Source organism: Dickeya aquatica (assembly GCF_900095885.1).
Taxonomy (GTDB): Bacteria; Pseudomonadota; Gammaproteobacteria; order Enterobacterales; family Enterobacteriaceae; genus Dickeya; species Dickeya aquatica.
In genome coordinates, this window is the sequence record NZ_LT615367.1 from 2,207,215 (window position 1) to 2,232,764 (window position 25,550).

Consider the following 25,550-nt stretch of genomic DNA (forward strand, 5'->3'; position numbering starts at 1 on the left):
TGATGAAAATATCATGAGAAATTTTATTCTTATCGCACTATTTAGTGTGCTGGGTGGAGGATGTATGGCAAGCAGCCTGAGATTACCACAGGCCGCAGAGTTGAGCGGCCTGTGGGTGTTGAGTAGCGGTGAAAAGCAGTGCGAGCTGCAACTGAAAACAGCGGTGCTTGACGGCACAACCTGGCAACTGACGGCTGATGCCGAGTGTGTCCGCCATCTGTTACCTGGCGTACCGCAAGGGTGGCGTCCAACGCCGGATGGGTTGACCTTGACGCAGCAAGACGGTTCGGCCGTCGCCTTTTTTAGCCGTCAGCAGGCGAGTTATGAGTATCGGCTGGCCGATGGCAGCCTTCGTACGCTCAAGAAGAAAATCTGAGGGAGTAAACTGCCGTGAATACGTCCTCTGAGCGAGAGCGCTCTCTTTTTGGTGTACTGCGGCAGTTTCGCCGCAGCTTTTGGAGTGTCGGTGTGTTCAGCGCCATTATTAACCTGCTAATGCTGGCACCCTCGATATACATGTTGCAAGTCTATGACCGCGTATTGGCATCAGGTAATGGGATGACATTACTGATGCTGACCGTCTTGATGGTAGGGTTGTGCGCATTTATGGGCGGGCTGGAGTGGGTGCGTAGCCTGTTGGTGGTCAGGCTGGGAACCCGTATCGATCTGGCACTGAATCAGGATGTTTTTAATGCCGCTTTTGCGCGCAATCTGGATGCGGGGGACAGCCGCGCCGGGTTGGCGCTGACCGATCTGACCGTATTGCGGCAATTTATTACCGGCAATGCGCTGTTCGCTTTCTTTGATGTCCCTTGGTTTCCGTTCTTCCTGCTGGTGCTGTTCTTGCTCCATCCCTGGCTTGGTATGCTGGCATTGGGCGGAACCGTCGTTCTGGTCGCATTGACCTGGCTCAATCAGCGATTGACATCCGAACCTCTGGCGCAAGCCAACCAACAGTCACAGCAGGCGACACATCTGGCAGATGCGCAGCTACGTAATGCCGATGTGATTGAAGCGATGGGGATGTTAGGTAATTTGCGGCGTCGCTGGCTGGCAAGCCATTACCGGTTTATCTCATTGCAGAATTTGGCGAGCGAACGAGCCGCCGCAGTTGGCGGTGCATCGAAATATAGCCGTATTGCACTGCAATCGCTTGTGCTGGGGCTGGGAGCGTTGCTGGCTATTGAAGGCAAGGTTACGCCGGGGATGATGATTGCAGGGTCGATTCTTGTCGGCAGGGTATTAAGCCCGATTGATCAATTGATTGCCGTCTGGAAACAGTGGAGCAGTGCCAAAACGGCCTGGCAACGTCTGACTAAATTACTGATTGCTTATCCACCTCAGTCGGCATCCATGACATTACCCCCGCCAGCAGGCCAGCTCAGCGTCGAGCAAGTGTCGTTGCGCACCCCTCAAGGCCATACCCGTTTACAGAATATCCACTTTACGCTACAGGCCGGTGAAACGCTGGTTATCCTGGGGGCATCCGGTTCAGGAAAATCGTCGCTGGCGCGTTTGCTGGTCGCCGCTCAGTCTCCGTCACAAGGTAAGGTGCGATTAGACGGTGCCGACCTGAATCAGGTAGATAAGAGCGTATTTGGCCCGGCCATCGGTTATTTGCCACAAGATGTGCAACTGTTTAAGGGAACGCTGGCGGAAAACATTTCTCGCTTTGGTCAGACGGACCCAGAGAAAGTGGTCACTGCTGCCCGGCTTGCAGGGGTACACGAGCTTATTCTGTCATTGCCAAATGGCTATGACACTGAACTGGGTGAGGGGGGCAGTGGTTTGTCTGGCGGTCAGCGTCAGCGCATTGGGCTGGCCCGTGCGATGTATGGCGACCCTTGCCTGATGGTGCTCGATGAACCGAATGCCAGCCTTGACAGCGAGGGTGATCAGGCATTAACGCGGGCGCTGGTTGCGATGCAAAAGCGCGGAGCCACCATTGTACTTATCACGCATCGACCGGCTCTGACGACGCTGGCACAGAAGATCCTGATCCTCAATCAAGGAAATCAGCAACGTATGGGGCTGGCGCGGGATGTTCTGGCCGAATTACAACCGCGCACCGCAGCGAATCAGGCTCAGATGAAACCGTCGGCTGTAATGCCACAATGATGAGGCGTGTGAATGACAAGCATGGATGTAACAAAACAACCCACCCAGGTGGTGGATGACTGGGATGACAGCCTGATACACCAGCATGCCAACCGTGATGAGGCTCGTGCGCTGCGCTTAGGCTGGTGGCTGGTCATCGCCGGATTTGGCGGCTTTTTGCTGTGGTCATTGCTGGCCCCGCTGGATAAAGGGGTCGCGGTACAGGGCAACGTCGTGGTGTCAGGTAACCGTAAAGTTATCCAGCATATGCAAGGTGGCATTGTTGATCATATACAGGTCAAAGAGGGTGACAGTGTCACGGCTGGGCAGGTGTTGCTGACGCTCAATGCCGTTGATGCCCGCACGACCAGTGAAGGGCTGGGTGCGCAATATGATCAACTCATCGCCCGGGAGGCGCGGTTACTGGCAGAACAGCGTCATCAGCCCTCGCTGGTGGAAACCTCTCGACTGGTTCAGGCTCGTTATCGTCCTGAAATGGCAGCGATTATTACTTTGCAGGGTGCGTTATTAAAAAGTCGCCAGCAGGCATTAAAGCTGGAAACAGATGGCCTCCTTGCCAATATCGAAGGCATGGAAAACTCGTTGAATGCACTGCAAAAAGTGATGGGGAGCAAGCAGTCGCAGCAGGCCGCGTTAAGCCAGCAGTTAGACGGCTTACGGCCACTGGCAGCGGATAATTATGTTCCGCGTAACAAAATGCTGGAAACCGAGCGTCTGTTTGCCCAGGTCAGTGGCGAAATAGCACAAACCAGTGGCGAGCTGGGCCGTACTCGCCGTGATATTCAGCAGCAGAAACTGCGCATTGCCCAGCGTCAGCAAGAGTATGACAAGGAAGTGAATAGCGAATTGTCAGATGTGCAGGCGCGGCTTAGTGAGATAGTAAGCCAGCGTGAAAAAGCCGATTTTACTCTGGCCAACATTCAGGTTCGAGCGCCGGTTTCCGGTACGGTGGTGAATATGAAAGTGTTCACCGAGGGCGGAGTGGTCGGGGCTGGACAGGTGATGATGGATATTGTGCCAGATGATCAGCCGCTTCTGGTGGATGGACGTATTCCGGTAGAAATGGTCGATAAAGTCAGGGCTGGTCTGCCAGTGGAGTTGCAGTTCACGGCGTTTAACCAGAGCACGACGCCCCGCGTACCCGGCACTGTGACGCTGTTGTCAGCCGACCGTCTGGTGGATGAAAAAGAGGGAACGCCTTATTACAGTCTGCGTATTCAGGTGAGTGATGAGGGCAAGCGCTCATTGCATGGGCTCGAGATTAAGCCGGGTATGCCAGTGCAAGGTTTTGTACGTACTGGTGAACGTTCGTTTATCAATTACCTGTTTAAACCGCTGATGGATCGTATGCATCTGGCGCTAACAGAAGAGTAACGGAAAGAAACGATGCGAAGGAAGGCGTTATTACTGGTGATAGTCGGTCTGTGTGCAACCGATGCCGGCGCGGTGGGGTTGCTGGATGCCTGGGAGATGGCATTACGTAACGATGCACAGCTGCGCGCTGCCGGTTTTGAGCGTGATGCGGGTCAGGAAGAAGTGGCAATAGGACGAGCCGGTTTATTGCCCTCGGTGCAATACAACTATGGCGCAAACTATAGCCACTCAAAAGTGACTCAGCGCGATCGCACGACGGATAACACCACAAAACGTAATTATGACAACTATGTCTCAACACTCACCTTGCGCCAGCCGCTGCTGGACTATGCGGCATGGGCGCGTTACCAGCAGGGGATTACCCGCAAACTGATGTCCGATCAGCGCTTTCGCGATCGCAGTCAGGATTTGATGGTACGGCTGTATCAAGCATGGAGTGAGGCGCTACTGGCGCAGGAAAAGTTGACGCTGCTGGAGTCTCAGCGGCGTGCCTATCAGGAACAACTGGCGCTGAATCGTCGCTTGCTGGCGGCAGGTGAAGGCACACAAACCGACCTGCGGGAAACCGAGGCACGTTACACGGTGATTGAGGCACAGCGTATTGAGCAGCAAGATACGCTGGATGCGGCGATGACAGTATTGGAAAACATGACCGGGCAACCATTGCAGGTTCAGGCGTTGTCGCCACTGGTACTGGATACATTACCGGACAATGTCACGGAAAACCGCGCGTTGCCACAATGGCGGGAACTGGCTGTCAGGCATAACGCCAAACTGGCGGTACAGCGTGAGAGCGTGGAATACAGCCGTTACGAAATTGAGCGCAACCGTGCCGGGCATTTGCCATCGCTGGATCTGGTTGCCTCAACGCGCAGCAGCCTGTCTGAGTCGGAATATAACTATAACCAGAAATATGATACCCAAACCGTCGGGTTACAGGTGCGGGTGCCGTTGTACTCCGGTGGGCGGGTGTCTGCATCAATGCGTCAGGCGGCGGCGGAATATCAGCAGAGTCAGGCCGAGCTGGATAACCAAACCCGGCAAACCTTTGCTGAGCTGCGGCGTCAGTTCAATTTGTGCCTCAATGGTTCTGCAAAAATTAAAGCCTGGCAGATGAGTGTGGCGGCGGCGGAAGAAGCTATTCGCGCCACGCGGCAGAGTGTTTCCGGGGGGAGCCGCATCAATCTGGATGTGCTGATGGCAGAGCAGGAGTGGTATAACGCCCGCCGTGAACTGGCAGAGGTGAAATATCGCTGGTTACAAGCCTGGCTCAACTTGCGTTACACCGCCGGTACCTTAAGCGAGCAAGACATGATTCAACTGGCAGCATGGTTTCAGCCAGAGGTGTCGGCTAATCATCAAGCCAATCGTAACGTTCATTAGCTTTTTTGTGCCGCTCCGGTTGGGTGATGACCGGTAATGCGTTGGCCGCTCGTTATTGTTACAAGATTTCCTCTGCGCAACAGGGCAGAGGAGTGGTGGTCATTCTCCTGAACGATATTACGTATTTTTCGGGGTATGAATGATGAAAAAGGCATTCTGACAGTAGATTGTCAGACTTTATGGAAGAAGTAATATGCAACAAAACGATAAAGTTTCGTTGAGTACCTCTGCCGCCGCTACGCCGGGAAATTACACCGGTTATGCGGATGTGTACGACTTCTGGTATTACCATCAACGTGGTGATGGAGGGACGGTCAATGGGAAACCATCCTACAGTACGGACAAAGCGGTTGAAGAGGGGTTAACCCGGCCACATACCACCTGGAACGGTGATAATGTTTTTGGTAAGGGCGCTAACCTGACGTACTCGTTTCTCAATACCTTTACATCAACACCCAATGGCCATACCGGGCCGGTGAAGTTTACGCCTGTACAGATCCAGCAGGCCAAACTGTCATTACAATCATGGGCCGATGTGGCGAACCTGACGTTCACTGAAGTCAGCCCGACGCAAAAAGCCAACATCACCTTTGCGAACTACACGCGTAATGCTGACGGGAGTTTAAACACCGATACCCAGGCTTATGCGGCCTATCCCGGTCAGCATCCGGTATCCGGCAGTGCCTGGTTTAACTATAACCAGTCTACTGTGCGTAATCCTGATACCGAGGACTATGGCCGCCAGACATTTACCCATGAAATCGGCCATGCTCTCGGGCTGAGCCATCCGGCAGAATACAATGCCGGTGAAGTGAATATCAGCTATAAAAATAGTGCGGCTTATGCTGAAGACTCCCGTCAATTCAGCATCATGAGTTACTGGGATGTAGAAAATACCGGTGGTGACTTTAAAGGGCATTACTCCGCCGGGCCGCTGATGGATGATATCGCCGCGATCCAGAAGTTATACGGAGCCAATCTGACCACCCGTACCGGCGATAGTGTCTATGGTTTCCACTCAAACACCGGCCGAGATTTCTATACCGCGACAGACAGTAGCAAGGCACTGATTTTTTCGGTGTGGGATGCGGGCGGCAACGACACCTTTGATTTCTCCGGTTATAGCACCAATCAGCGTATTAACCTGAATGAAGGCTCTTTCTCCGATGTGGGGGGACTTAAGGGCAACGTGTCCATTGCACAGGGTGTGACCATTGAAAATGCCATTGGCGGGTCGGGCAATGACATTCTCGTGGGCAACAGTGGCAATAATGTGTTGCAAGGCGGTGCCGGGAACGATGTGCTGTACGGCAGTGGCGGTGCGGACACCCTGACCGGTGGAGCCGGATGCGATACGTTTGTCTATGCCAGCGGCCAGGACTCGACGGTAAGCGCGTATGACTGGATAAACGATTTCCAGAAAGGCGTGGACAAAATTGACCTGTCAGCCTTCAGAAACGAGGGGCAACTGAGCTTTGTACAAGATCAGTTTACCGGCAAAGGTCAGGAAGTGCTGTTGCAGTGGGATGCCGCCAACAGTATCACCAATCTGTGGTTGCATGAAGCGGGCCACAGTTCGGTTGATTTTCTGGTGCGCATTGTCGGCCAGGCAACGCAGGCTGATATTATCGCCTAAATAACGGCACAAATAGCGGGCGCGTTTTTAACGGGTCCAACATGGTATTTCGAAAAATATTGTTATGCTGGTGTCATTCTGGCAGGGAGTATTTCGCCCGGCTGATGAATGACAAGGCTATCCATCATGATTACTGAGGATTTTATGGGAAAAAATCTGTCTTTACGTCAGGCTGACGCACAACAAGCTTTAGCGGCTTCTTCAGGGACGAGCAATGCGTATAATTCTGTTTATGATCTGTTGCATTATCACGACCGAGGCAATGGATTAACAATAAATGGAAAAACATCGTATTCGATTGATCAGGCCGCTGTGCAAATTAGCCGGGAGAATACCACCTGGAATGGGGAAAATGTTCTTGGCAAATCAGCCAATCTGACGTTTAAATTCCTGCAATCCGCTACGTCAACACCGGCGGGTGATAAAGGTTTTGTTAAATTTAATACCGAGCAGATTGAGCAGGCAAAGCTTGCGCTGCAATCGTGGTCAGATGTTGCTAACCTTTCATTCACTGAAGTGACGGGAAATAAATCAGCGAATATTACTTTTGGTAATTATACGCGTGATGCTAATGGTAATTTGGATTACGGCACGCAGGCGTATGCTTATTATCCGGGTGGTTTCGGTCAGGGAAGTACCTGGTATAACTACAATCAATCGAACGTGGTTCATCCGGGCACAGAAGAATATGGCCGTCAAACCTTTACGCATGAAATTGGGCATGCTTTAGGGTTGGCCCATCCTGGGGAATATAATGCGGGTGAAGGCACGCCAAGCTATAACAATGCCGTCTATGCTGAAGACAGCTATCAGTTCAGCATCATGAGTTATTGGGGTGAAAATGAAACCGGTGCCGATTATCTGGGGCATTATGGCGGTGCGCCGATGATTGATGATATTGCGGCGATTCAGCGTTTATACGGAGCCAATCTGACCACCCGTACCGGCGATAGTGTCTATGGTTTCCACTCAAACACCGGCCGAGATTTCTATACCGCGACAGACAGTAGCAAGGCACTGATTTTTTCGGTGTGGGATGCGGGCGGCAACGACACCTTTGATTTCTCCGGTTATAGCACCAATCAGCGTATTAACCTGAATGAAGGCTCTTTCTCCGATGTGGGGGGACTTAAGGGCAACGTGTCCATTGCACAGGGTGTGACCATTGAAAATGCCATTGGCGGGTCGGGCAATGACATTCTCGTGGGCAACAGTGGCAATAATGTGTTGCAAGGCGGTGCCGGGAACGATGTGCTGTACGGCAGTGGCGGTGCGGACACCCTGACCGGTGGAGCCGGACGCGATACGTTTGTCTATGCCAGCGGCCAGGACTCGACGGTAAGCGCGTATGACTGGATAAACGATTTCCAGAAAGGCGTGGACAAAATTGACCTGTCAGCCTTCAGAAACGAGGGGCAACTGAGCTTTGTACAAGATCAGTTTACCGGCAAAGGTCAGGAAGTGCTGTTGCAGTGGGATGCCGCCAACAGTATCACCAATCTGTGGTTGCATGAAGCGGGCCACAGTTCGGTTGATTTTCTGGTGCGTATTGTCGGCCAGGCAACGCAGGCTGATGTTATTGTGTAATTGTTTCTCTTGATTATTACTCAGGGCAGTTTATCTGCCCTGTTTATTATTTCATTTATTGATCTGTTTTAAATAGGACAGTTGCTTTATGGGCTGAATAATAGAAAAAATCCCTTTTGTTCTATCTGTATAACTTATGCTGCAAATGAACTATTTCACCTCTCCAGTAATTATTATTTTATTTTTCATAAAATAACCACTTTGATTCTTTACAAAAACATTACAGTGTCTTATATAAATAGGTAGCACTGATTCAGGTGCCATTCAGATGTAAGGCCATATTTGTTCTTTCTTTGGATAAATACTTCTGGCTATGTTCTAACGTGAATGTCATTAAAATGATAGGGACTTATTTACCTGTTACTTAATGGCGATGGTTTATTTAAATTATCTATATTAGTGAGGGTGTTATGGAGAAGAATTTGTCGTCTCGTGATGATGATGCTGTGCATGCCTTATCGGCAACCAGCAGTAGCTATGATTCCATATATGGCCTTCTGCATTATCATGAGCGTGGCAATGGATTGACAATTAATGGCAAACCATCTTATTCAATTGATGATGCGGGCGTACAAATTACCCGGGAGAACGCTAGCTGGAATGGGACGAGTGTTTTTGGCAAATCAGCCAATCTGACATTTAAATTTCTCCAGTCTGCCAAGTCCACACCGGATGGCGACACCGGGTTTGTCAAATTCAATGCGGCACAGGTTGCACAGGCGAAGCTGTCATTACAGTCTTGGGCGGATGTGGCCAATATCAAGCTCACAGAGGTGACGGGTAATCAGTCAGCCAATATAACGTTTGGCAATTACACCCGTGATTCCAGCGGCCGCCTTGATAACAGCACTCAGGCATATGCTTATCTGCCGGGAAGTGACAGTGCATCAGGTACAACCTGGTATAACTACAATGTGGATAACATTCGTAGCCCTGATACGATGGAGTATGGTCGCCAGACACTCACCCATGAAATTGGGCACGCGCTCGGGTTAAGCCATCCCGGTGACTACAATGCAGGTCAGGGTAATCCAACTTACAACAATGTCACCTATGCAGAAGATACCCGCCAGTTCAGCGTCATGAGTTACTGGAGTGAAAAAAATACCGGTGGTGACTTCAAAGGCCATTATGCCGCCGGCCCACTGTTGGATGATATCGCCGCGATCCAACGCCTTTACGGTGCCAATCTGACCACCCGTACCGGTGATACAACCTATGGATTTAACTCCAATACAGACAGAGATTTCTACACAGCAACCAGCAGTAGCAAAGCGCTGATTTTTTCAGTGTGGGATGCCGGTGGCAATGACACCTTTGATTTCTCGGGTTATAGCACCAATCAGCGCATTAACCTGACCGAAGGTTCATTGTCCGACGTCGGGGGGCTTAAAGGCAATATTTCTATTGCTCACGGTGTTACCATCGAAAATGCCATTGGTGGCGCAGGTAATGATGTGTTGATCGGTAATAGTGCCGATAACATCTTGCGCGGCGGAGCCGGTGATGACGTTCTGTACGGTGGAGCCGGAGCGGATCAGCTCTATGGTGGCACAGGCCGAGACACCTTTGTCTATACCGCTGTTTCTGATTCTAAAGTCGCCGCACCAGACTGGATCCGCGATTTCCAGTCTGGCATTGATAAAATCGACCTGTCAGCACTGAATACCGGTAATAACTTGCACTTTGTCAATCAGTTCAGCGGTTCTGGTGGTGAAGTGTTACTTAACTGGGATTCTGCATCAAATGTCAGCAACCTGTATCTCAATCTTGATAACAATACCTCGCCAGAGTTTCTGGTGAAAATTGTTGGTCAGGTTTCTCAGACTGCCGACTTTGTTGTGTAATTAACGCAACCGGCATTGTCGTGAACACAGCGGGGCATGATGCAGTGCCCCCTTTTTGCCAACCAATTTAGTTACAACATACTTATTAAGATAAAAGAAGACGTCTGCCTGAAACAATCACTTAGTCACTTTCAATCAGGGGAATACACGCGTCATCAGGGACGGGGTGACTGTTTTCCCGTCCCTGATTTATCGCGGTAGCGGGTAATTAACTCGTTGTTATATAGCTATTCTGCGGCCTATCTCAATGACCTGATTGCCCGGTAGTTGATAATACTCTGTAACGTGCAGGCTGTTTCGCATCATCCAGGCAAACAGATAGGATTGCCAGCGAGGCAGCGCATCTGTTCCGTTTTTCGCGACGATCGACTCATGGCCAATGTAGTACGTGACGGCTTCATGATCCGTACATTGACGCAAAGGCGGCACACTTTGAAGCAGGGCAGGGATGTCCGGTTTTTCCATAAACCCATAATAAGCAACACCTTGCCAAAAGCCCGGATGTTTTTCCGTCAGTGAAAGTTTATCTTCATGGCGGACTCTCGGGACATCAAGAACCTGAATTGTCAGTGAGATGATTTTATCATGCAGTGCCTGGTTGCGTTTAACGTGCCAGCGCATCACCGGCGGTGCAACATCCTGAACCCGGGTGAGAAATACGGCGACGCCAGGTACCCGAGAAATGCCTTTTTGTGGCAACGACTGAAGAAACTCCTCTACAGATAATGCCTTGTCCGCCACACTCTGAGAAACACGCGTTACACCACGCCGCCAGATAAACATAATGCAGAAAACCAGCAACGCCAGTAGCAGCGGAACATAACCACCTTCAAAAAATTTAAGCATATTCGCAAAACAAAATCCGGCATCGATAATGATGAATAACCCCGTCACACCAAGGCTGGTTAACTTACTCCAGTGCCAAATTTTGCGCATGGCGACATACAATAAGAGTGTGGTCATCAGCATGGTGATAGACACAGCGATACCGTAGGCGGCTGCCAGGCGTTCGGAGGACTGAAAGAACACCACCAGGCTGATAGTGACAGCCATCAATAGCCAGTTCACCGTGCCCAGATAGATCTGGCCATAGCTTTGTTCCGCCAGTCTGGTGATTTTCATTCTGGGCAACCAGCCGAGCTGAATCGCCTGTCGCGTCATCGAGAAAGCCCCGGAAATGATAGCCTGACTGGCGATAATGGTGGCCAGCGTCGCCAGCACAATCAGTGGCATTTGCCATGCAGGTGGACATAAGCGATAAAAAATGTTGGTAGTGGCATCAGATCCTGAAAGAATAAATGCCGCCTGGCCTGCATAATTTAATAACAGGCAAGGAAGTGCCATAGCATACCAGGCAATCCAAATCGGCTTGCGTCCAAAATGCCCCATATCGGCATACAAGGCTTCAGCACCCGTCACACACAAGAACACGCCACCTAAAATCAGTAAGCCAACATGGCCGTGAGTAACAAAAAACTCTAATGCATAGAAGGGATTAATCGCTAACAGCACCGCAGGATAATGCACAATACTTCGTATACCGAGCACAGCCAGCGTCAGAAACCAGATAAGCATCACGGGGGCGAAAAATTGACTGATTCTTGCGGTGCCAAGCGGTTGAATGGCAAAGATAACGATCAAGATAACCAGCGTCAGAGGCAATATATAATCTGTCGTTTCAGGGACAACCAGCCCAAGCCCTTCAAGCGCGGATAGCACCGAGATAGCAGGGGTAATTGCCCCATCACCGTAGATGAACGCCGCGCCCAGCAAACCCGTTGCAATGATCCATGTCTGGCGTTTGGATTGATTATTCAAAAGCAGTGACATCAGGGCCAGTACGCCACCTTCACCTCGATTATCAATACGCATTGCAAATAACGCATATTTTATTGATGTCACTATAATTAGTGTCCAGAACAATAGTGACAACAACCCCAGTACGGTCTCGGGCTGGGCACTGCCTCCGGCTAATTGTATGACCGTGTTGAAAGTATAAAGCGGGCTGGTACCAATATCGCCAAACACAATACCTAATGCGGAGATCGCCATTAAGCCAGGCGATTTGTCTTGCGGTGTAGGAGTCATATGCACATCCCGGTGAGAGTGTAGGATAAGAAAAATGCCGTGCAATGACAGTGTAGACGGTTATGTTATTTCAGACGTGATGCCATCGATATTTCTGCTTAACACATAACGAATCTTATTTCCATGAGAATGACGAACCCGGCCTTGACAATTAGCAGAGATAAAAACGGGGGTTATCTATTAAGATAACCCCCGTTATTTATAGCATTAACATCATTTATTCAGCATTTACTACTAATGCTCTGTCACTATTCTTACGGTAACTGCACCTTGCCAGTAATCAGATAGGCAGAGGATGTGTTATCAGGCATTGGCGGCAACGTATCGCTTAATATATTGCCTTTCACGTCGGTGAATTCGATAGGTGTATAGTTTTTACCTAAATTCTCCAGAATAAAGTGGTTGTAATCTGTTTTCGGCGGGCTTATCCATTTCCCATCACGTAAATATCTCAGTGAGAGAATAGGGTACTTAACATTTCTAATCTGTACTGCGGCCCAGTATGGGTTAGAACCCTCTTTAACGCGGTAGACAACATTCCCGGTAACAGGCCCCTTAACCAATTCCCACTGAATATTGATTTTGCCATCTTGCAGATTGCCAATTTTCTTGAATGCATTAAATGACAAGTCCAGTGCGCAATTGCCTCCTTCAGGATAAAGGTCCGTGACATAAACAATCGTGCTGCCTTTAGGGCCGGTGACTTTCAGATAAGCACCGGCCAATGCAGCTTTAACGCCTTTATAGTTGAGCTGTGCGGGGTTCAGTGCTGTGATTTCCATATCGGCTGGAATCGGGTCCAGCAATACAGCACCTCCTGAATATCCTGAGCCTGTTGCTGTTGCATAGCCGTAGCAAATATCACCGAGTTGCCAGGCTGCATGAGCACTTTGGCTCAGCGGTGCTAATAATACAGAAGATACTAATAGAGCAGTCTTTAATTTCATCATAATTATATCCTTATATATTATTTGTTGTGAATGCATCCCAATGTGTTTAAACGCTTAAGCATTAAATGTTTAACGCTAAACGTGTATTTTTTTATAAATGAACAGTAAAAAAATGTCAAAGAAGAAAATAGAGTATTTCTTTCTGTAAAAAGAAAAATAAACCGCATAATAAAAAACTAATTACATCCTTTTAGGATGGATATAAGAATCCAAAATCATCTAACAAGATGATCTGTCTGGTTAAAAATAAGAAACCACAGCAAATGGATGAAAATTAACCAGGTAATGACAGGTACTTAGCGGAATCAACGTCGCGAGATTTTTTTTGCACATTTTGCATGGATGTTCAACAAAACAGTGTAAAACAAGTGCGCCACCGTCGTTTGGCGGGAAGTAGATGACCACAATCTCGAGTGCCCGGTGAAAACAGCGCGATCGATATATCATTCTCGGCAGGAACATTGGTCGCGTCCGACGAGGCCAGGCTGACCGAAAGCACGCAGTGTGTCAGCAAATCTCGTTGCATGGTTTGGCCCCCGGGTAGGGCTGATTGTCTCTGAAGTTCATGTTGTCTCCACAAGCTGATATTTTACCCGCACATTTAATTTAACATAATATACATTATGCGAACCAAGGTAAGGTCAGACAGATTCTGGTATCCGGGCTGGCCACATAGTTGGTCAGTACCGACACATCCCGAATGGCTCGGCTTGTCATTTGTCATCACCTATGAGCTGATGGCGTTCATCATCATGACCGGATTCGTTGTAAACGAAGATGCCAGCCAATACGTTAGCAATGAAAGGTTTCTTTTCTTTCAGATATTCTTTTATGCCATGCTTATTTTCAGACTCTAGTTTCAATTTCAGTGCCTGGTAAGCATTTCTGATCTCCTCATGGGCTATCAGCGCATCGCGAAATTGTAGCATCGCGGCAATCTGTTCATGCCCGCGAATACAAACATGGATTTTATGCGTTCGTATGCCGTTATAATCTCGTTTATAAAAGCGATGCCCTGGCGATAAATCTCTTCCTCTGACATATCCATGACGTATTAAATAATCATCAATACGAGATTCACAATGCTGTGGCGTTATCTCTGCCAGCAGATCAATTTCTGGCTTGGCCGCAAGGCCGGGAACGGCGGTGCTGCCAACATGATAAAAAGCAATCAGTGCACCACCAAACCCCTTTTCAAGGCGTTGACATTCAGCAAGAAACATTTCTGGCCACCGTGCGTTATATGCTGTGATTTTACTGGTCAATGCCATATTACTATTTCTCCTGTCGATTGACGGGGCAAGATGAAGACAATTGTTTTTCCAGCCTGAGAATGCCTGTATTTTCATCAACCAGAACAAAACCATGACGATAATATAGAGCCAATGCCGGGCTATTAATAAAAACACAAAGTCGAAGCCAGCATAGATGTTGTTGCCGACATGTCGACTCAATCGTTTCCAGTACCCATTTACCTATGCCGTAATTGCGCCATTCTGGATAAAGCTGTAAATCTTTTATCCAGCAAAATGATGCGTTGATATCAGTTTTCAGACAAAAGAAACCGATAATCTCATCGTTGTAATAAATCGTGGTGGTGTCATTCGTTGTTAATATCTCATGGTGGCGTTCCGAGTCCCAAAAAAGTGCATGCTGTTGATAATACTCAATCATATTATGATGACTTAAACGCTCCATCATACATAACTCATCTTCATTGGCTATTGAAAGCCGAATAAAAGATGGATTAGCAAACCTGCACTGCTCATTTTTTGCGTTGCCTTGTCTGGGTATCATTAGATTCAACCTCACCACTCATAAATACGGGTACTGGATATAAATAGCATTGCTGTTATTCCAGTGCTGACTGCAATCCCCTTCCCTATTTTTAAGATCGCCACACCCTTTCCAGAACATATTGAAAATGCTGCAACATAATGAATTTTCAAGTGAAGCATAACGAAAAAAACAGATAAGACATAGAGCCAGCCCCAAAGTTGCGCTATGCTGCGATGATTGTCGCACTTGCCCGCCTGAGATGATGTCAAGGAACCTGATGCGTTCAGAATATGCAGTCAAATCAATGAGGAAAAAAATATGATTATTTTTGTCACCGGTGCTACAGCGGGATTCGGCGAAACTATCACCCGACGCTTTATTCAGGAGGGCCACAAAGTTATCGCCAGCGGTCGTCGTCAGGAGCGGCTGGATGAACTCAAAGCCGAGTTCGGTGCCGCATTACTGCCACTGCGGCTGGATGTTCGCGATCGTCTGGCAGTGGAACAGGTGATGGCCGCTTTGCCCGCTGAATGGCGTGATATTGATGTTCTGGTTAATAATGCTGGTTTAGCTTTGGGCCTGGAGCCCGCCCACAGAGCCAGTGTTGATGAATGGGAAACCATGATTGACACCAACAATAAAGGATTGGTGTTTATGACCCATGCATTATTACCCGATATGGTAAAACGCAATGTTGGCCACATTATTAATATCGGCTCTACTGCCGGTAGCTGGCCGTATATGGGCGGAAATGTTTATGGTGCCAGCAAAGCTTTTGTTCGCCAGTTTAGTTTAGGTTTACGCGCCGACCTTTCTGGCACGAAAGTGCGTGTTACTAATATTGAGCCGGGGTTAGTGGGTGGCACCGAGTTTTCTTCTGTACGTTTCAAAGGGGATGAGACTAAGGTCACCCAGACATATGACAAAGCGGATCCGTTAACGGCAGAAGATGTGGCTGAGGCGGTGTTCTGGGTCGCCACCCTTCCCGCTCGAGTCAATATCAACACGCTGGAAATGATGCCGGTTAATCAAACCTATGGTGGCCTGAAAGTTAACCGTGATGAATGAATGGGCTTAACACATTTAGCCTTGTTTTCTGCTGTGTATTCTGGGCTTTTGTTAACGCATCGGCAACATGCGGTATTTGGGAGACAAAATGCAGCTAAGTTGGCTTTTCCTGAACATATTAAGTCGGTTATAGTTTCACGGTACGAGCCAATGTATAGTTGCAGTGGATTTTTATAGGGCTGCCATGACTCTGGCGTACTTTATGTATTCATCATTCGATGTCGGTAAGGTGAATCCGCTCCGCTATCTGCCCCGGTTTAACCACCTGGTTGAGATAAACCCGGAGCATCGGAGATGCCTGCCTCTTGTTGAATGAGGGATATGCGTAAGTCTTTCGCAGCGAAAGTTTTGTACTATGTACTAATCGTGATATTCCAGTCTGGGTGAAACATGCAGAAAAAAACACGGAAATTATTTCTTCTCATTACTTCGTCATTGTTTAGCCTGAGCGTATTGCACTCAGCACAGGCTGCACAGCACATCATCATTGATAATGGCAACAGCGTATTGTCAAAAGAAGCGGCACGCGAAAGCAGTGAAGACTGGAATGAAAAGCGTGCCTTGCGTAACAAGATCAATAAGCATCTTGAAAAACGCGTAGATAAAGCAGACAGAGATTTCGACAAAGCCGATATGGCCGAAGCGATGGAAGAGAAATGTAAAGCCAGCTCCAACTTCAATGCTTATTGGGAAGCCAGCTCCTCTCGCTGTCTTGACCGCCGTACTGGTCGTCAGGTAACACCGTAATCATTTTGATTATTAAATGTGATTACGGTGCCTTGTCCGGCACCGTAATCACGAGAGACAAGAAATCAGATGTTTTTCAGTCGCAGAGACGTTATTACCGCCCGGACTGATGGAGAATGCTCGTCAAAACTGCTGATGCAGAAACAGACCTGCCAGCGAGGGGAACAGACGGCCCATCAAACCGAGGCCGCAATGGCAGATAAGTCAATATAATGTGATAAGTCCCGTTGCTCCGCTCTTGGCAGGTATGGCAACTCACCTAATTGCGGCGCGGGAATTTTTTCACGCAACGCATGGATAATTTCAGCATAATTAGCAAGGCCGGGGTTGATGCGGTTAGCCACCCAACCTACCAGCGGCAACCCATCGTTAATAACTGCTTGCGCAGTCAGTAATGCATGGCTGATGCAACCCAGTTTGATACCTACTACCAATACAACCGGTAACTGCTCTTGCACTACCCATTCGGAGTAAGTGCGCATGTCATTCATCAGTGTACGCCAGCCGCCACTTCCCTCGACAATCACGATATCTGCCAGTGTGTTGAGCTCGTTCAGCCCTTCCGTCATCGCACAGTAGTTGATTTTCAGCTCACTGGCACTGATTTCATCTTCCGGTAACGCAACCGGATTGACTTGTTCATAACGCAGCGCGACTGACGACGCTTCTAACAGAATTAACGCATCTTTATTACGTAACCCTTCTTCTGTCTCCACACTGCCTTTGGCAACAGGTTTATAACCGACCACCGTTTTACCCGTGTTCGTCAGCGCTTGTAATAACGCCTTCGATACCACGGTTTTACCCACAGCCGTATCTGTTCCTGTAACAAACATACGCTTTAACATGAAAACACCACTCCGGCAGGTACCACCTGAAAGACAAACCTCAAAAACTTACTTATGAAGCATAAAGTCTAGGGGATGGCCTGAGAATGCGGCTTGCGTTAGCGCAAGGTTTTGTCGGTCAGTGGCGACAGGGCGGGCATGGCCCTGTCATCGGTATGCATCAACCTTGTAGCAGCTTGACCAATAGCGCACCGCTATACAGCGCATCTTTGATTAAGGCCGCACCTGGCACGGTACCTTGGTTATAAAAGTGGGTGGAAATGACCTGTAGGTTATGACTATATGCAGGCAATGCCTGACGGCGAATGCAATCAATAATAGCCGGATATAAAATATCAGCCGCCTGATTTAACGGGGAACCGATGAGAATTTTATCGGGATTGAACAGATTGACCATAATAGCGGCAATACGGCCTACATTATTACCGACATCAACAATAATATCGTTTGCCAGTGGGTCATTATTCAGCGCAGCCTCACACAGGGATTCCACCGTTAACGGGGAACCATGGAGCCGTGAACTCATTGAGCCTTTCAGACGCTGTTGTGCCAGCTCCAGTATGCTGTCAATGCTGGCAACGGTTTCCAGACACCCGTGATTGCCGCAATAACAGCGCTTACCATAAGGGTCAACCTGCGTATGGCCAATTTCAACCAGCGTGCGACTACCCGCGTGCAGCATCCGCCCTCCGGTGATAACCCCTGCCCCTACGTTATGGTCAATAACGATTTGAATCGCGTTCTGGCATCCACGCGAAGCGCCAAATAGCCGTTCGGCCATCGTCCACGCACAGATATCATGTTGTAAATAAACCGGCACGCCAGTGCCCAGTTCCAGCGCAGGGCCTATTGCCATCTCTTCTACATCATAAAATGGCATGCGGTGAATAACGCCGGTGGCAGAATCCACTATCCCAGGTGAGGTAATGGCGATCGCTGTCAGACGCTCGAGTACACGCTGGTGGCGGATAAAAAAATGGTCTATTTCGTTTAAAATCCTATCAAGTAGCGGTTGCGGGTGTTCACGAGGTAAAGAAACGGACTCTTCCACGACCAGGCATCCGCTCAGATCGCGCAACGCCAATGTCATCATCAAATGACTGATACGGACTGAAAGGAAGTGCCAGGCTTCAGTATCCAGTACCAGGCCTATTGCCGGGCGTCCACGGCTCCCCATATCTTGATATTCGGTTTCCTTGACCAGATGGGCTTCCATCAACTCACGCACAATCTTGGTAATACTGGCAGGGGCAAGCTGGGCTTGTTTGGATAATTCGATGCGGGAGATGGGGCCATATTCATCAATCAGCCGATAAACGCCCCCGGCATTCATCTGTTTAATCTGATCGATGTGTCCCGGCTGACCACTGGAAATCACTCTGAAACGGCTCCTGCAATTAAGCGTAACTGGGTATTTTTCACGCTGTAAAATAAAAAACTGAGGATATGGTGGAGCTTTTACTAATGGTCGTCAATTATTTGATTCAGCGTGTGATTAAACGCACATATTTTTCGTCGAACTTGCCAGCATCAAGGTAATCAGTGTCTGTGCGGCGGTATTCAATGGCCGCTGCCGATGGGAAACCCACATTTCACTGATAGCATCGTCCTGCTGTAATGACAGGTATTTCACCCCATCGACCCGGATTCGACAGAATGAGGCCGGCAGCAGCGAGACACCCAGCCCGGCAGAAACGAGACCAATAATGGTCATCGCTTCACCCACCTCTTGAGTGATATAAGGCGTGATGCCGTACTTTTTCAGCAATGTCAGCACCTCATCGTACAATGCGGTGCCCACCTCACGGGCAAAAAAAACGAACGGCTCTTGTGCCAGGTGCTGAATACTGATTCGCCCGGCCGGGGCGCTTGCCAGCGGGTGCTCTTCATGCACAACCGCCACCATAGGTTCATGCAACAGCAATTGGTGATGCAGCATATCTGGCAATGGGTTGTTTCGCATCACACCTAAATCCAGTTTGCCATCAAGCAAGGGGCAATTTGCTGTTTGGTGTTGATCTCCAGCATCTGGATATGAACGTCGGGATAACGCTGACGAAATTGTAACAGGCCACGCGACACGGGCTTTACAAAGGGTGCAGACGAGGTAAAACCGATGTTCAACTCCCCGATTTCCCCCGCTGGATACGCCGGCACGCTCTGCTGCCTGATTAACCTGATGGATGATGGCCCAGGCTTCTTTTAGAAATTGAGCACCGGCTTGTGTGAGCCGTACATTGCGGTTATTGCGCTCAAGCAGTTGTGCACCGAGCTGCTCTTCCAGAATCTGTATCTGCTGGCTTAACGGAGGCTGGGAGATATGCAGTTTTTCGGCGGCCCGGCCAAAATGAAGTTCTTCTGCAACGGCAATAAAATAGCGTAAGTGTCTGAGCTCAATATTCATACTTTAAAAATATCAATCCTGTTTATTAATATATTATACAAAACAATTATCTCAATTCTATGATGCGCGCACTGATGCTATTGCCGTATTTTCCGGATAAGGATTGATTTTGAGTACCCCGCTGTCTGCCCGTGAACTGGCTGCCTCTGTCATGGATGATGTTACAACCCACTCAGCACCTTCTGGCCATAAACCCCCTTTTGTCACCCGGGGCACTCCGCAATTCATACAAATAACGCTGGCTCTGTTCTCTGCCGGGCTGGCGACCTTTGCATTATTGTATTGTGTACAACCGATACTGCCGGTGTTGTCGCAAGCATTTGGTACTTCACCGGCGAGCAGTAGCCTGTCACTTTCGGTGTCAACCATCACCATGGCTGCGGGGCTGCTTTTCACCGGGCCACTATCAGATACTATCGGTCGTAAAAATGTAATGGTGGTGTCTCTGTTGCTGGCTTCCGTTTGCACGCTGATCGCCTGCACGATGACGAACTGGCAAGGCCTGTTAGCCATGAGAGCGCTAACGGGGCTGGCTCTCAGTGGCGTCGCCGCGGTGGCGATGACCTACCTGAGCGAAGAGATGCACCCCAGTGTCGTGGCATTTTCGATGGGGTTATACATCAGTGGAAATTCGATTGGTGGTATGAGTGGCCGCCTGCTGACCGGGGTCATGACGGATTTTTTCGGCTGGCGTGTGGCCATCGCCTGTATCGGCAGCGTCGCGCTACTCGCGTCACTGATATTCTGGCGTATTCTGCCAGACTCTTGCCATTTTCGCGCCGGCTCGCTGCGACCGAAGATACTTTGGCTTAACGCACGGCTACACTGGCATGATGCTGGGTTGCCACTGCTGTTTGCTGAAGGTTTTTTGTTGATGGGCACCTTCGTCACACTGTTCAACTATATCGGTTATCGCCTGCTGGCAGGCCCTTATCAGTTGAGCCAAACTGTGGTGGGGTTACTGTCCGTTGTGTTTTTAACCGGCAGTTACGCTTCTCCTCGGGCAGGCGCCATGACCGCTCGTTTTGGCAGAGGCCCGGTACTGCTTGGCAGTATTACGCTTATGTTATGCGGCCTGCTACTCACGTCATTCAGCCCGCTGATGGTGATACTGGTTGGGATGATGTTATTCACCGCCGGTTTTTTTGCGGCCCATTCTGTTGCCAGTAGCTGGATAGGCATCCGCGCCCAGCGGGCAAAAGGACAAGCCTCGTCACAGTACCTGTTTTGCTATTACCTCGGCTCAAGTCTGGCGGGTACGTTGGGTGGTTTCTTTTGGTATCACTATGGCTGGACGGGCATAGTCTTATTTTTATCCAGCCTGTTACTGCTGGCGTTATGGTTGGGTATCAAGCTAAAAGCATTAAAGAATTAACTCCCCTGCCACAGTGCGTTCTGTTACCAGCTATTGGCTGGTAACCCTCCTGCTTTCCTGCCTGACACGATTTAACACCTTTGTTTCACCGAGCTGATGGGTTATACTTTATTGTATGTTGTAACTAAAAAGGTTGGAAAATGGCAGCGTATGATTTAATTGCCCGAATGAACCACTGCTTTAATTTACTGGAGCAGCAATTGGCACAGCTGGAGCAATGTTTCCAACAGCTTCCCTTTGTGGGCGGGCATGTGTTCAGGTTGCCGCCCGTGGAGAAAGGCAAAGAACACATGCCCGTCACACAAATTACGGTAACGCCCTATTCAGGCCAAGATGCCAGGGATAAAGGGTTAGCGCATTTTCGACATTTGTTTATTCACCATCATGCCGAATCAGTTAGCAGTAAAGCCGCTATTCGCCTGCCTGGCGTGCTGTGTTTTCAGGTATCGACAACGCAGTATCATCAGGCGCGTGAACGAGTAGAACTGATCAATTCGCTGAAAAAAGAGCTGGAGCATATCGTAACGGTAGAATCAGGCCTGGAACCAGAGCAACGTTTCGATTTCGTTCACACACATCTAAAAGGGCTGATTACACTGAGTGCTTATCGCACGATCACCTTGCTTTGCGATCCCGCTTCCGTTCGTTTTGGCTGGGCTAATAAAAATATCATTAAAAACATGACGCGCGAGGCATTACTGGCAAAACTGGAGAAAAGTCTGCGAGCAGGACGTAGCCAGGCTCCTTATAGCAAGGAACAGTGGGCCTTTTTGCTTGAGCAGGAAATTCGCGACGTAAAACGCCTGCCAGAGCAGGCCTCATTGAAAATAAAACGCCCGGTAAAGGTACAACCGATAGCCCGCGTCTGGTATCCGGAACAGCAAAAACAGGTGCAATATCCCTGCCCTTCTCCGCTGCTGGTGTTATGCCATCAGGATACCGTGCCGGTAATGGGCTACCTCAGTGATTATGATGCTGAAAATATTCAGCATCGGCATCGACCCAAGGCAACACCATTAAGGCTGTTGATTCCCAGGCTGCACCTGTATACCGATGACAACATCTGACAAACAGCCAGTAAGCCATCATCATGTTACACACGTAAACGGCATACGGGTGATTTTCAGAGGCATGGTGATTTTTCTGCGTCTGGAATCATGGCATATAAAGCACTAACATGGCGTGCCGTTGCACAATGATGTCATCATTGTACGGGTCGTACCCTTATTTACTAAAAAACTAACCTGTTGTTAGGTAACGAGCAAACATCATGCAAAAAATGCGCAACAGTGTGCAGCATTATGCCTGGGGCAGCCGCTCAGCGCTGACGGAACGCTATGGCATTGAAAATCCAGATAACTTGCCGATGGCTGAACTGTGGATGGGCGCACACCCTAAAGCAGCTCTTTTTTACTGGATGCACACGGACAAGCCCGTAATCTGCGCGATGTCATCGCACAGGATAAACCCGGCATGCTGGGGGCGACCATCGCCACGCGTTTTGGTGAACTGCCTTTTCTCTTCAAAGTGTTATGTGCCGAACAGCCGCTTTCAATTCAGGTGCACCCGAATAAAGCGTCGGCTCAGGCTGGGTTTGCCCGTGAAAATGCAGCCGGTATTAGCCTTGATGCACCAGAACGCAACTATAAAGATGCTAACCACAAGCCCGAGCTGGTATCTGGCCATGAACGGCTTTAGGGAGTTCAGCGCTATTGCGGCACTGTTGCAACCACTTGGTGACGCCCACCCCGCAATAGCCGCTTTTTTGCACCAGCCACAGGGCCAGACACTGGCGACCCTGTTTGCCAGCCTGCTCAGCATGACAGGTGCGCAGAAAGCCCAGGCATTAGCGCAGCTAAAACATGTCACACAAACATCTCAGGGCGAGCCGTGGGAGACTATCCGGTTTATTGCCCGCTATTACCCGGATGATGGCGGCCTGTTCTCACCACTTTTGCTCAATGTAGTCACACTGCGCCCCGGTGAAGCCATGTTCTTGCGGGCAGAGACACCACATGCTTACCTCCATGGTAGTGCGCTGGAAGTGATGGCGAATTCAGACAACGTGCTGCGTGCAGGACTAACGCCTAAGCACATCGATATTCCCGAACTGCTGGCAAATGTCCGTTTTGAGGCCACACCGGCGGCATCAATATTGACGTCTCCGGCCCGCATCGACGATGAGTACCATTTCCCTATCCCGGTCGATGACTTTGCCTTTTCATTGCACCATCTTGATGGCACACCGCACAGGGTGTCTGAGCAAAGTGCCACTATTCTCTTTTGCGTTGAAGGACACGTATTGTTAGAGCAAGGTCAACAACAACTCAGCCTGTTTGCGGGTGAGTCCTGTTTTATTCCGGCCTGCGAATCATCGATAAAGATTCAGGGGAACGGCAAGGTGGCCCGGGTTTACAACCGGCCTTTATAAACATTCATAGCAGTTATCTATGTTTGGTGTGTCATGCAGAAATCGTTAATCAACAAGGATATATAACGTGGCAAAAAAAACCGTCATCGCCGCAGGCGTTGTGATCGCGCTCGCAGCTGCTTTTGTTGGCGCTTCCTGGTACACCGGTAAGCAGATTGAACAGCATATCGAGGAGGCAACTAACAACCTGAACACACAACTGAAAAATGCCTATCCGCAGTCCGGTATTAAAGTGGTGTTTCGCGACTATCAGCGTCATGTTTTCAGCAGCCAGATAACATTGGTTATTGAGCCAGACGTCACCAGCGCATCACAGCATATTCTGAGCGGAAATGATGAGATTGTCTTTAACACCACCCTATTCCACGGCCCGCTGCCTATGAGTGGTTCGTCATTTAGCCTGAAACCTGCGATGGCTGCCGTTCATGCTGAAATGACGAATACCGAGTCTGTTAAGTCATTGTTTGCATTAACTAACAACAAGCCGTTTATCATCGTCGACAGTCGTATCGATTACAGTGGTGACACACACTCAACGTTCACACTGCCACCGATAGCGTCTCAAACAGCCGATGAGATGAAAATTGCCTTTAGCGGTACCCAGTTACAGCTTGATATGGCCGTTGATCTGCGGGAAGCCAGGCTGGTGGGTAACATCAGTAATCTGTCGGTGGAAAAAGCCAACACACAGCGGCCTGCTGAAAAAATTGTCTTGCAGGATCTGGGCATCAACAGCGATACCCGCAAAGGCAAGTTTGAGCTGGAAGTGGGTGATGCCAAACTGACGCTGAAAAAACTGGTGATGGATATACCCAATGGCAATAACCTGACGTTAAACGATTTCTCCCTTACTAATCACAGCAGTGAAGATGACAACAACCTGGCAGGTCAGATGGCCATCGCGCTGGGGTCAATAGTCTACGGCGAGCAGAACCTGGGGTCGCTGAATCTGAATGTCAACTTTGCCGGTCTGGATGGCAATGGCGCGCGCCAGTTTATGACGCAATATAGAAAAACCTTGCGGACGATGTTACAGGACAAAGAGCTGGGCACCTCTGCCTATGAGCAGCAGATGAGTGCACTGGTGCTGCGCTCCCTGCCGCTGTTGCTCAAAGGTAACCCGAGCATCAAGGTCGCGCCATTAAGCTGGAAAAACGCCAAAGGAGAAAGCACGTTTACATTAGCGTTGGATCTAACCGATCCGCTGCAAAAAGGCAGTCAGCCAACCAGTAACCTGTCAGATGAAGAAGCCCTGATTCGCCAGTCGGTAAAAAGTCTGGACGCGCGCCTGAATGTACCGCTGGAGATGATAAGCGAAGCGATTGTGCAGGTCGCTCCTAAGGCCTCATCAGATGAAGAGAAAAAACAGACAGCCCAAATGGCTCGTCAGCAGGCCCAGTTGATGGCAAACATCGGTCAGATGAGCCAATTGACGGTGACTAAAGATAACGCCATAACCAGCCTGCTTCACTACAGCGATGGCGTGGTGACGTTCAACGATCAAAAAATTCCGCTCAGTAACTTTGTCGCGCCGCTGATTAATCAGCACAGTGAAAGTGCGCCCGAAGAAGACGACGATGCACCATCAGGCCCGGTGGATACTCAGTCCGACCCATCAGTAAGCCCATAATGGCGGGATGAGCGCGTCATATAAAACCTCACAACCGGGCACTGTTCGCCCGGTTTTTTTTATTCCGGGTTCAGCGTTATCGGCGCAAAACCGGTGTCACCGTCAGTCAGGTGGCGGCGGCCTGCACTGTCTTTGCGGAAATCTTCAACTTTCTTTTGGCTATCAATGGCAAAACACCGACATTTATTTTTATACTGCGCGTTACGCTAATCAGGCGAGGTTCCCCGTAGGGTGAGTCGCCCGTTTTTGCGGGCAAAAATACGCATCGATAATGAGGAACATGGC

18 protein-coding genes and 2 pseudogenes are annotated in these 25,550 nt (G+C 49.3%); 13 read left to right on the forward strand and 7 right to left on the reverse strand.

The features are described from left to right. Window positions 1-13 precede the first annotated feature (13 nt). The 7 genes from DAQ1742_RS09890 (at window position 14) to DAQ1742_RS09920 (ending at window position 9,945) form a co-directional block, all read left to right on the forward strand. A complete protein-coding gene (locus DAQ1742_RS09890) occupies window positions 14-376 on the forward strand; it encodes a protease inhibitor Inh/omp19 family protein (RefSeq protein ID WP_232046627.1) in 363 nt (120 codons plus the stop codon). 14 nt (window positions 377-390) lie between these two features. Further along, window positions 391-2,118, forward strand: coding sequence for a type I secretion system permease/ATPase (locus DAQ1742_RS09895; protein ID WP_035341889.1), 1,728 nt, complete (start codon window positions 391-393; stop codon window positions 2,116-2,118). A 12-nt stretch (window positions 2,119-2,130) separates the two neighbouring features. Further along, entirely contained in the window at window positions 2,131-3,492 is a 1,362-nt protein-coding gene (locus DAQ1742_RS09900; RefSeq protein ID WP_083961035.1) for an HlyD family type I secretion periplasmic adaptor subunit, read from the forward strand. A 12-nt stretch (window positions 3,493-3,504) separates the two neighbouring features. Then, window positions 3,505-4,875 (forward strand): TolC family outer membrane protein, encoded by a 1,371-nt coding sequence (locus DAQ1742_RS09905; protein WP_180706299.1) that lies wholly within the window; start codon window positions 3,505-3,507, stop codon window positions 4,873-4,875. 193 nt (window positions 4,876-5,068) lie between these two features. Then, on the forward strand, window positions 5,069-6,511 hold the full coding sequence (locus DAQ1742_RS09910; RefSeq protein ID WP_180706300.1) for a serralysin family metalloprotease: 1,443 nt from the start codon (window positions 5,069-5,071) through the stop codon (window positions 6,509-6,511). A 144-nt stretch (window positions 6,512-6,655) separates the two neighbouring features. Beyond that, window positions 6,656-8,098: a serralysin family metalloprotease gene (locus DAQ1742_RS09915; protein WP_180706327.1), complete on the forward strand. Its 1,443-nt coding sequence runs from the start codon at window positions 6,656-6,658 to the stop codon at window positions 8,096-8,098. 410 nt (window positions 8,099-8,508) lie between these two features. Continuing rightward, a complete protein-coding gene (locus DAQ1742_RS09920; protein ID WP_083961037.1) occupies window positions 8,509-9,945 on the forward strand; it encodes a serralysin family metalloprotease in 1,437 nt (478 codons plus the stop codon). A gap of 219 nt (window positions 9,946-10,164) precedes the next feature. Here DAQ1742_RS09920 and DAQ1742_RS09925 read toward each other — a convergent pair whose 3' ends face one another. The 4 genes from DAQ1742_RS09925 to DAQ1742_RS09940 all read right to left on the reverse strand — a co-directional run bounded on the left by DAQ1742_RS09925 (window position 10,165) and on the right by DAQ1742_RS09940 (window position 14,684). Then, the gene (locus DAQ1742_RS09925; protein ID WP_180706301.1) at window positions 10,165-12,033 is read right to left on the reverse strand and encodes a potassium transporter Kup; all 1,869 of its coding nucleotides are present in this window, start codon (window positions 12,031-12,033) and stop codon (window positions 10,165-10,167) included. 254 nt (window positions 12,034-12,287) lie between these two features. Then, window positions 12,288-12,983 (reverse strand): expansin EXLX1 family cellulose-binding protein, encoded by a 696-nt coding sequence (locus DAQ1742_RS09930; protein WP_269472546.1) that lies wholly within the window; start codon window positions 12,981-12,983, stop codon window positions 12,288-12,290. Window positions 12,984-13,696: 713 nt separating this feature from the next. Then, complete coding sequence (locus DAQ1742_RS09935; RefSeq protein WP_051124044.1) at window positions 13,697-14,254, reverse strand: GrpB family protein; 558 nt, start codon at window positions 14,252-14,254, stop codon at window positions 13,697-13,699. Between the two features lie 4 nt (window positions 14,255-14,258). Further along, entirely contained in the window at window positions 14,259-14,684 is a 426-nt protein-coding gene (locus DAQ1742_RS09940; RefSeq protein WP_051124045.1) for a GNAT family N-acetyltransferase, read from the reverse strand. A gap of 396 nt (window positions 14,685-15,080) precedes the next feature. Here DAQ1742_RS09940 and ydfG point away from each other — a divergent pair, with 396 nt between their 5' ends. Next, window positions 15,081-15,830, forward strand: coding sequence for a bifunctional NADP-dependent 3-hydroxy acid dehydrogenase/3-hydroxypropionate dehydrogenase YdfG (gene ydfG, locus DAQ1742_RS09945; protein WP_035341898.1), 750 nt, complete (start codon window positions 15,081-15,083; stop codon window positions 15,828-15,830). A gap of 390 nt (window positions 15,831-16,220) precedes the next feature. Further along, window positions 16,221-16,577 (forward strand): DUF1283 family protein, encoded by a 357-nt coding sequence (locus DAQ1742_RS09950; RefSeq protein WP_035341901.1) that lies wholly within the window; start codon window positions 16,221-16,223, stop codon window positions 16,575-16,577. Between the two features lie 176 nt (window positions 16,578-16,753). Here the strand turns inward: DAQ1742_RS09950 and bioD are convergent, their stop codons facing one another. From bioD to DAQ1742_RS09965, 3 genes and pseudogenes are all read right to left on the reverse strand, one after another. Then, entirely contained in the window at window positions 16,754-17,425 is a 672-nt protein-coding gene (gene bioD / locus DAQ1742_RS09955) for a dethiobiotin synthase (RefSeq protein ID WP_035341904.1), read from the reverse strand. A gap of 160 nt (window positions 17,426-17,585) precedes the next feature. Next, window positions 17,586-18,803, reverse strand: a complete 1,218-nt coding sequence (mlc, locus tag DAQ1742_RS09960) for a sugar metabolism global transcriptional regulator Mlc (protein ID WP_180706302.1) — start codon at window positions 18,801-18,803, stop codon at window positions 17,586-17,588. A 117-nt stretch (window positions 18,804-18,920) separates the two neighbouring features. Then, a pseudogene (locus DAQ1742_RS09965) lies at window positions 18,921-19,829 on the reverse strand (LysR family transcriptional regulator). Between the two features lie 151 nt (window positions 19,830-19,980). Between DAQ1742_RS09965 and DAQ1742_RS09970 the strand changes: the two are divergent. The 4 genes and pseudogenes from DAQ1742_RS09970 (at window position 19,981) to DAQ1742_RS09985 (ending at window position 25,265) form a co-directional block, all read left to right on the forward strand. Next, window positions 19,981-21,204, forward strand: a complete 1,224-nt coding sequence (locus DAQ1742_RS09970; RefSeq protein WP_051124207.1) for an MFS transporter — start codon at window positions 19,981-19,983, stop codon at window positions 21,202-21,204. 140 nt (window positions 21,205-21,344) lie between these two features. Then, the gene (gene tus, locus DAQ1742_RS09975) at window positions 21,345-22,271 is read left to right on the forward strand and encodes a DNA replication terminus site-binding protein (protein WP_035341913.1); all 927 of its coding nucleotides are present in this window, start codon (window positions 21,345-21,347) and stop codon (window positions 22,269-22,271) included. 203 nt (window positions 22,272-22,474) lie between these two features. Then, window positions 22,475-23,635: pseudogene (gene manA / locus DAQ1742_RS09980) on the forward strand (mannose-6-phosphate isomerase). A 67-nt stretch (window positions 23,636-23,702) separates the two neighbouring features. Further along, window positions 23,703-25,265 carry a YdgA family protein gene (locus DAQ1742_RS09985; protein WP_035341919.1) on the forward strand — a complete coding sequence of 521 codons (1,563 nt, stop codon included), beginning with the start codon at window positions 23,703-23,705 and terminating at the stop codon, window positions 25,263-25,265. The last annotated feature ends 285 nt before the right edge of the window (window positions 25,266-25,550 follow it).

Excerpts from the sequence above, each read along its gene's own strand:
- DAQ1742_RS09915 (WP_180706327.1), top strand. The coding sequence starts at position 6,656 with ATGGGAAAAAATCTGTCTTTACGTCAGGCTGACGCACAACAAGCTTTA.
- DAQ1742_RS09910 (WP_180706300.1), top strand. The coding sequence starts at position 5,069 with ATGCAACAAAACGATAAAGTTTCGTTGAGTACCTCTGCCGCCGCTACG.
- DAQ1742_RS09905 (WP_180706299.1), top strand. The coding sequence starts at position 3,505 with ATGCGAAGGAAGGCGTTATTACTGGTGATAGTCGGTCTGTGTGCAACC.
- DAQ1742_RS09970 (WP_051124207.1), top strand. The coding sequence starts at position 19,981 with ATGGATGATGTTACAACCCACTCAGCACCTTCTGGCCATAAACCCCCT.
- bioD (WP_035341904.1), bottom strand. The coding sequence starts at position 17,425 with ATGTTAAAGCGTATGTTTGTTACAGGAACAGATACGGCTGTGGGTAAA.
- DAQ1742_RS09920 (WP_083961037.1), top strand. The coding sequence starts at position 8,509 with ATGGAGAAGAATTTGTCGTCTCGTGATGATGATGCTGTGCATGCCTTA.
- DAQ1742_RS09900 (WP_083961035.1), top strand. The coding sequence starts at position 2,131 with ATGACAAGCATGGATGTAACAAAACAACCCACCCAGGTGGTGGATGAC.
- DAQ1742_RS09940 (WP_051124045.1), bottom strand. The coding sequence starts at position 14,684 with ATGATGGAGCGTTTAAGTCATCATAATATGATTGAGTATTATCAACAG.
- DAQ1742_RS09950 (WP_035341901.1), top strand. The coding sequence starts at position 16,221 with ATGCAGAAAAAAACACGGAAATTATTTCTTCTCATTACTTCGTCATTG.
- DAQ1742_RS09890 (WP_232046627.1), top strand. The coding sequence starts at position 14 with ATGAGAAATTTTATTCTTATCGCACTATTTAGTGTGCTGGGTGGAGGA.
- ydfG (WP_035341898.1), top strand. The coding sequence starts at position 15,081 with ATGATTATTTTTGTCACCGGTGCTACAGCGGGATTCGGCGAAACTATC.
- DAQ1742_RS09935 (WP_051124044.1), bottom strand. The coding sequence starts at position 14,254 with ATGGCATTGACCAGTAAAATCACAGCATATAACGCACGGTGGCCAGAA.
- DAQ1742_RS09930 (WP_269472546.1), bottom strand. The coding sequence starts at position 12,983 with ATGATGAAATTAAAGACTGCTCTATTAGTATCTTCTGTATTATTAGCA.
- tus (WP_035341913.1), top strand. The coding sequence starts at position 21,345 with ATGGCAGCGTATGATTTAATTGCCCGAATGAACCACTGCTTTAATTTA.
- DAQ1742_RS09925 (WP_180706301.1), bottom strand. The coding sequence starts at position 12,033 with ATGACTCCTACACCGCAAGACAAATCGCCTGGCTTAATGGCGATCTCC.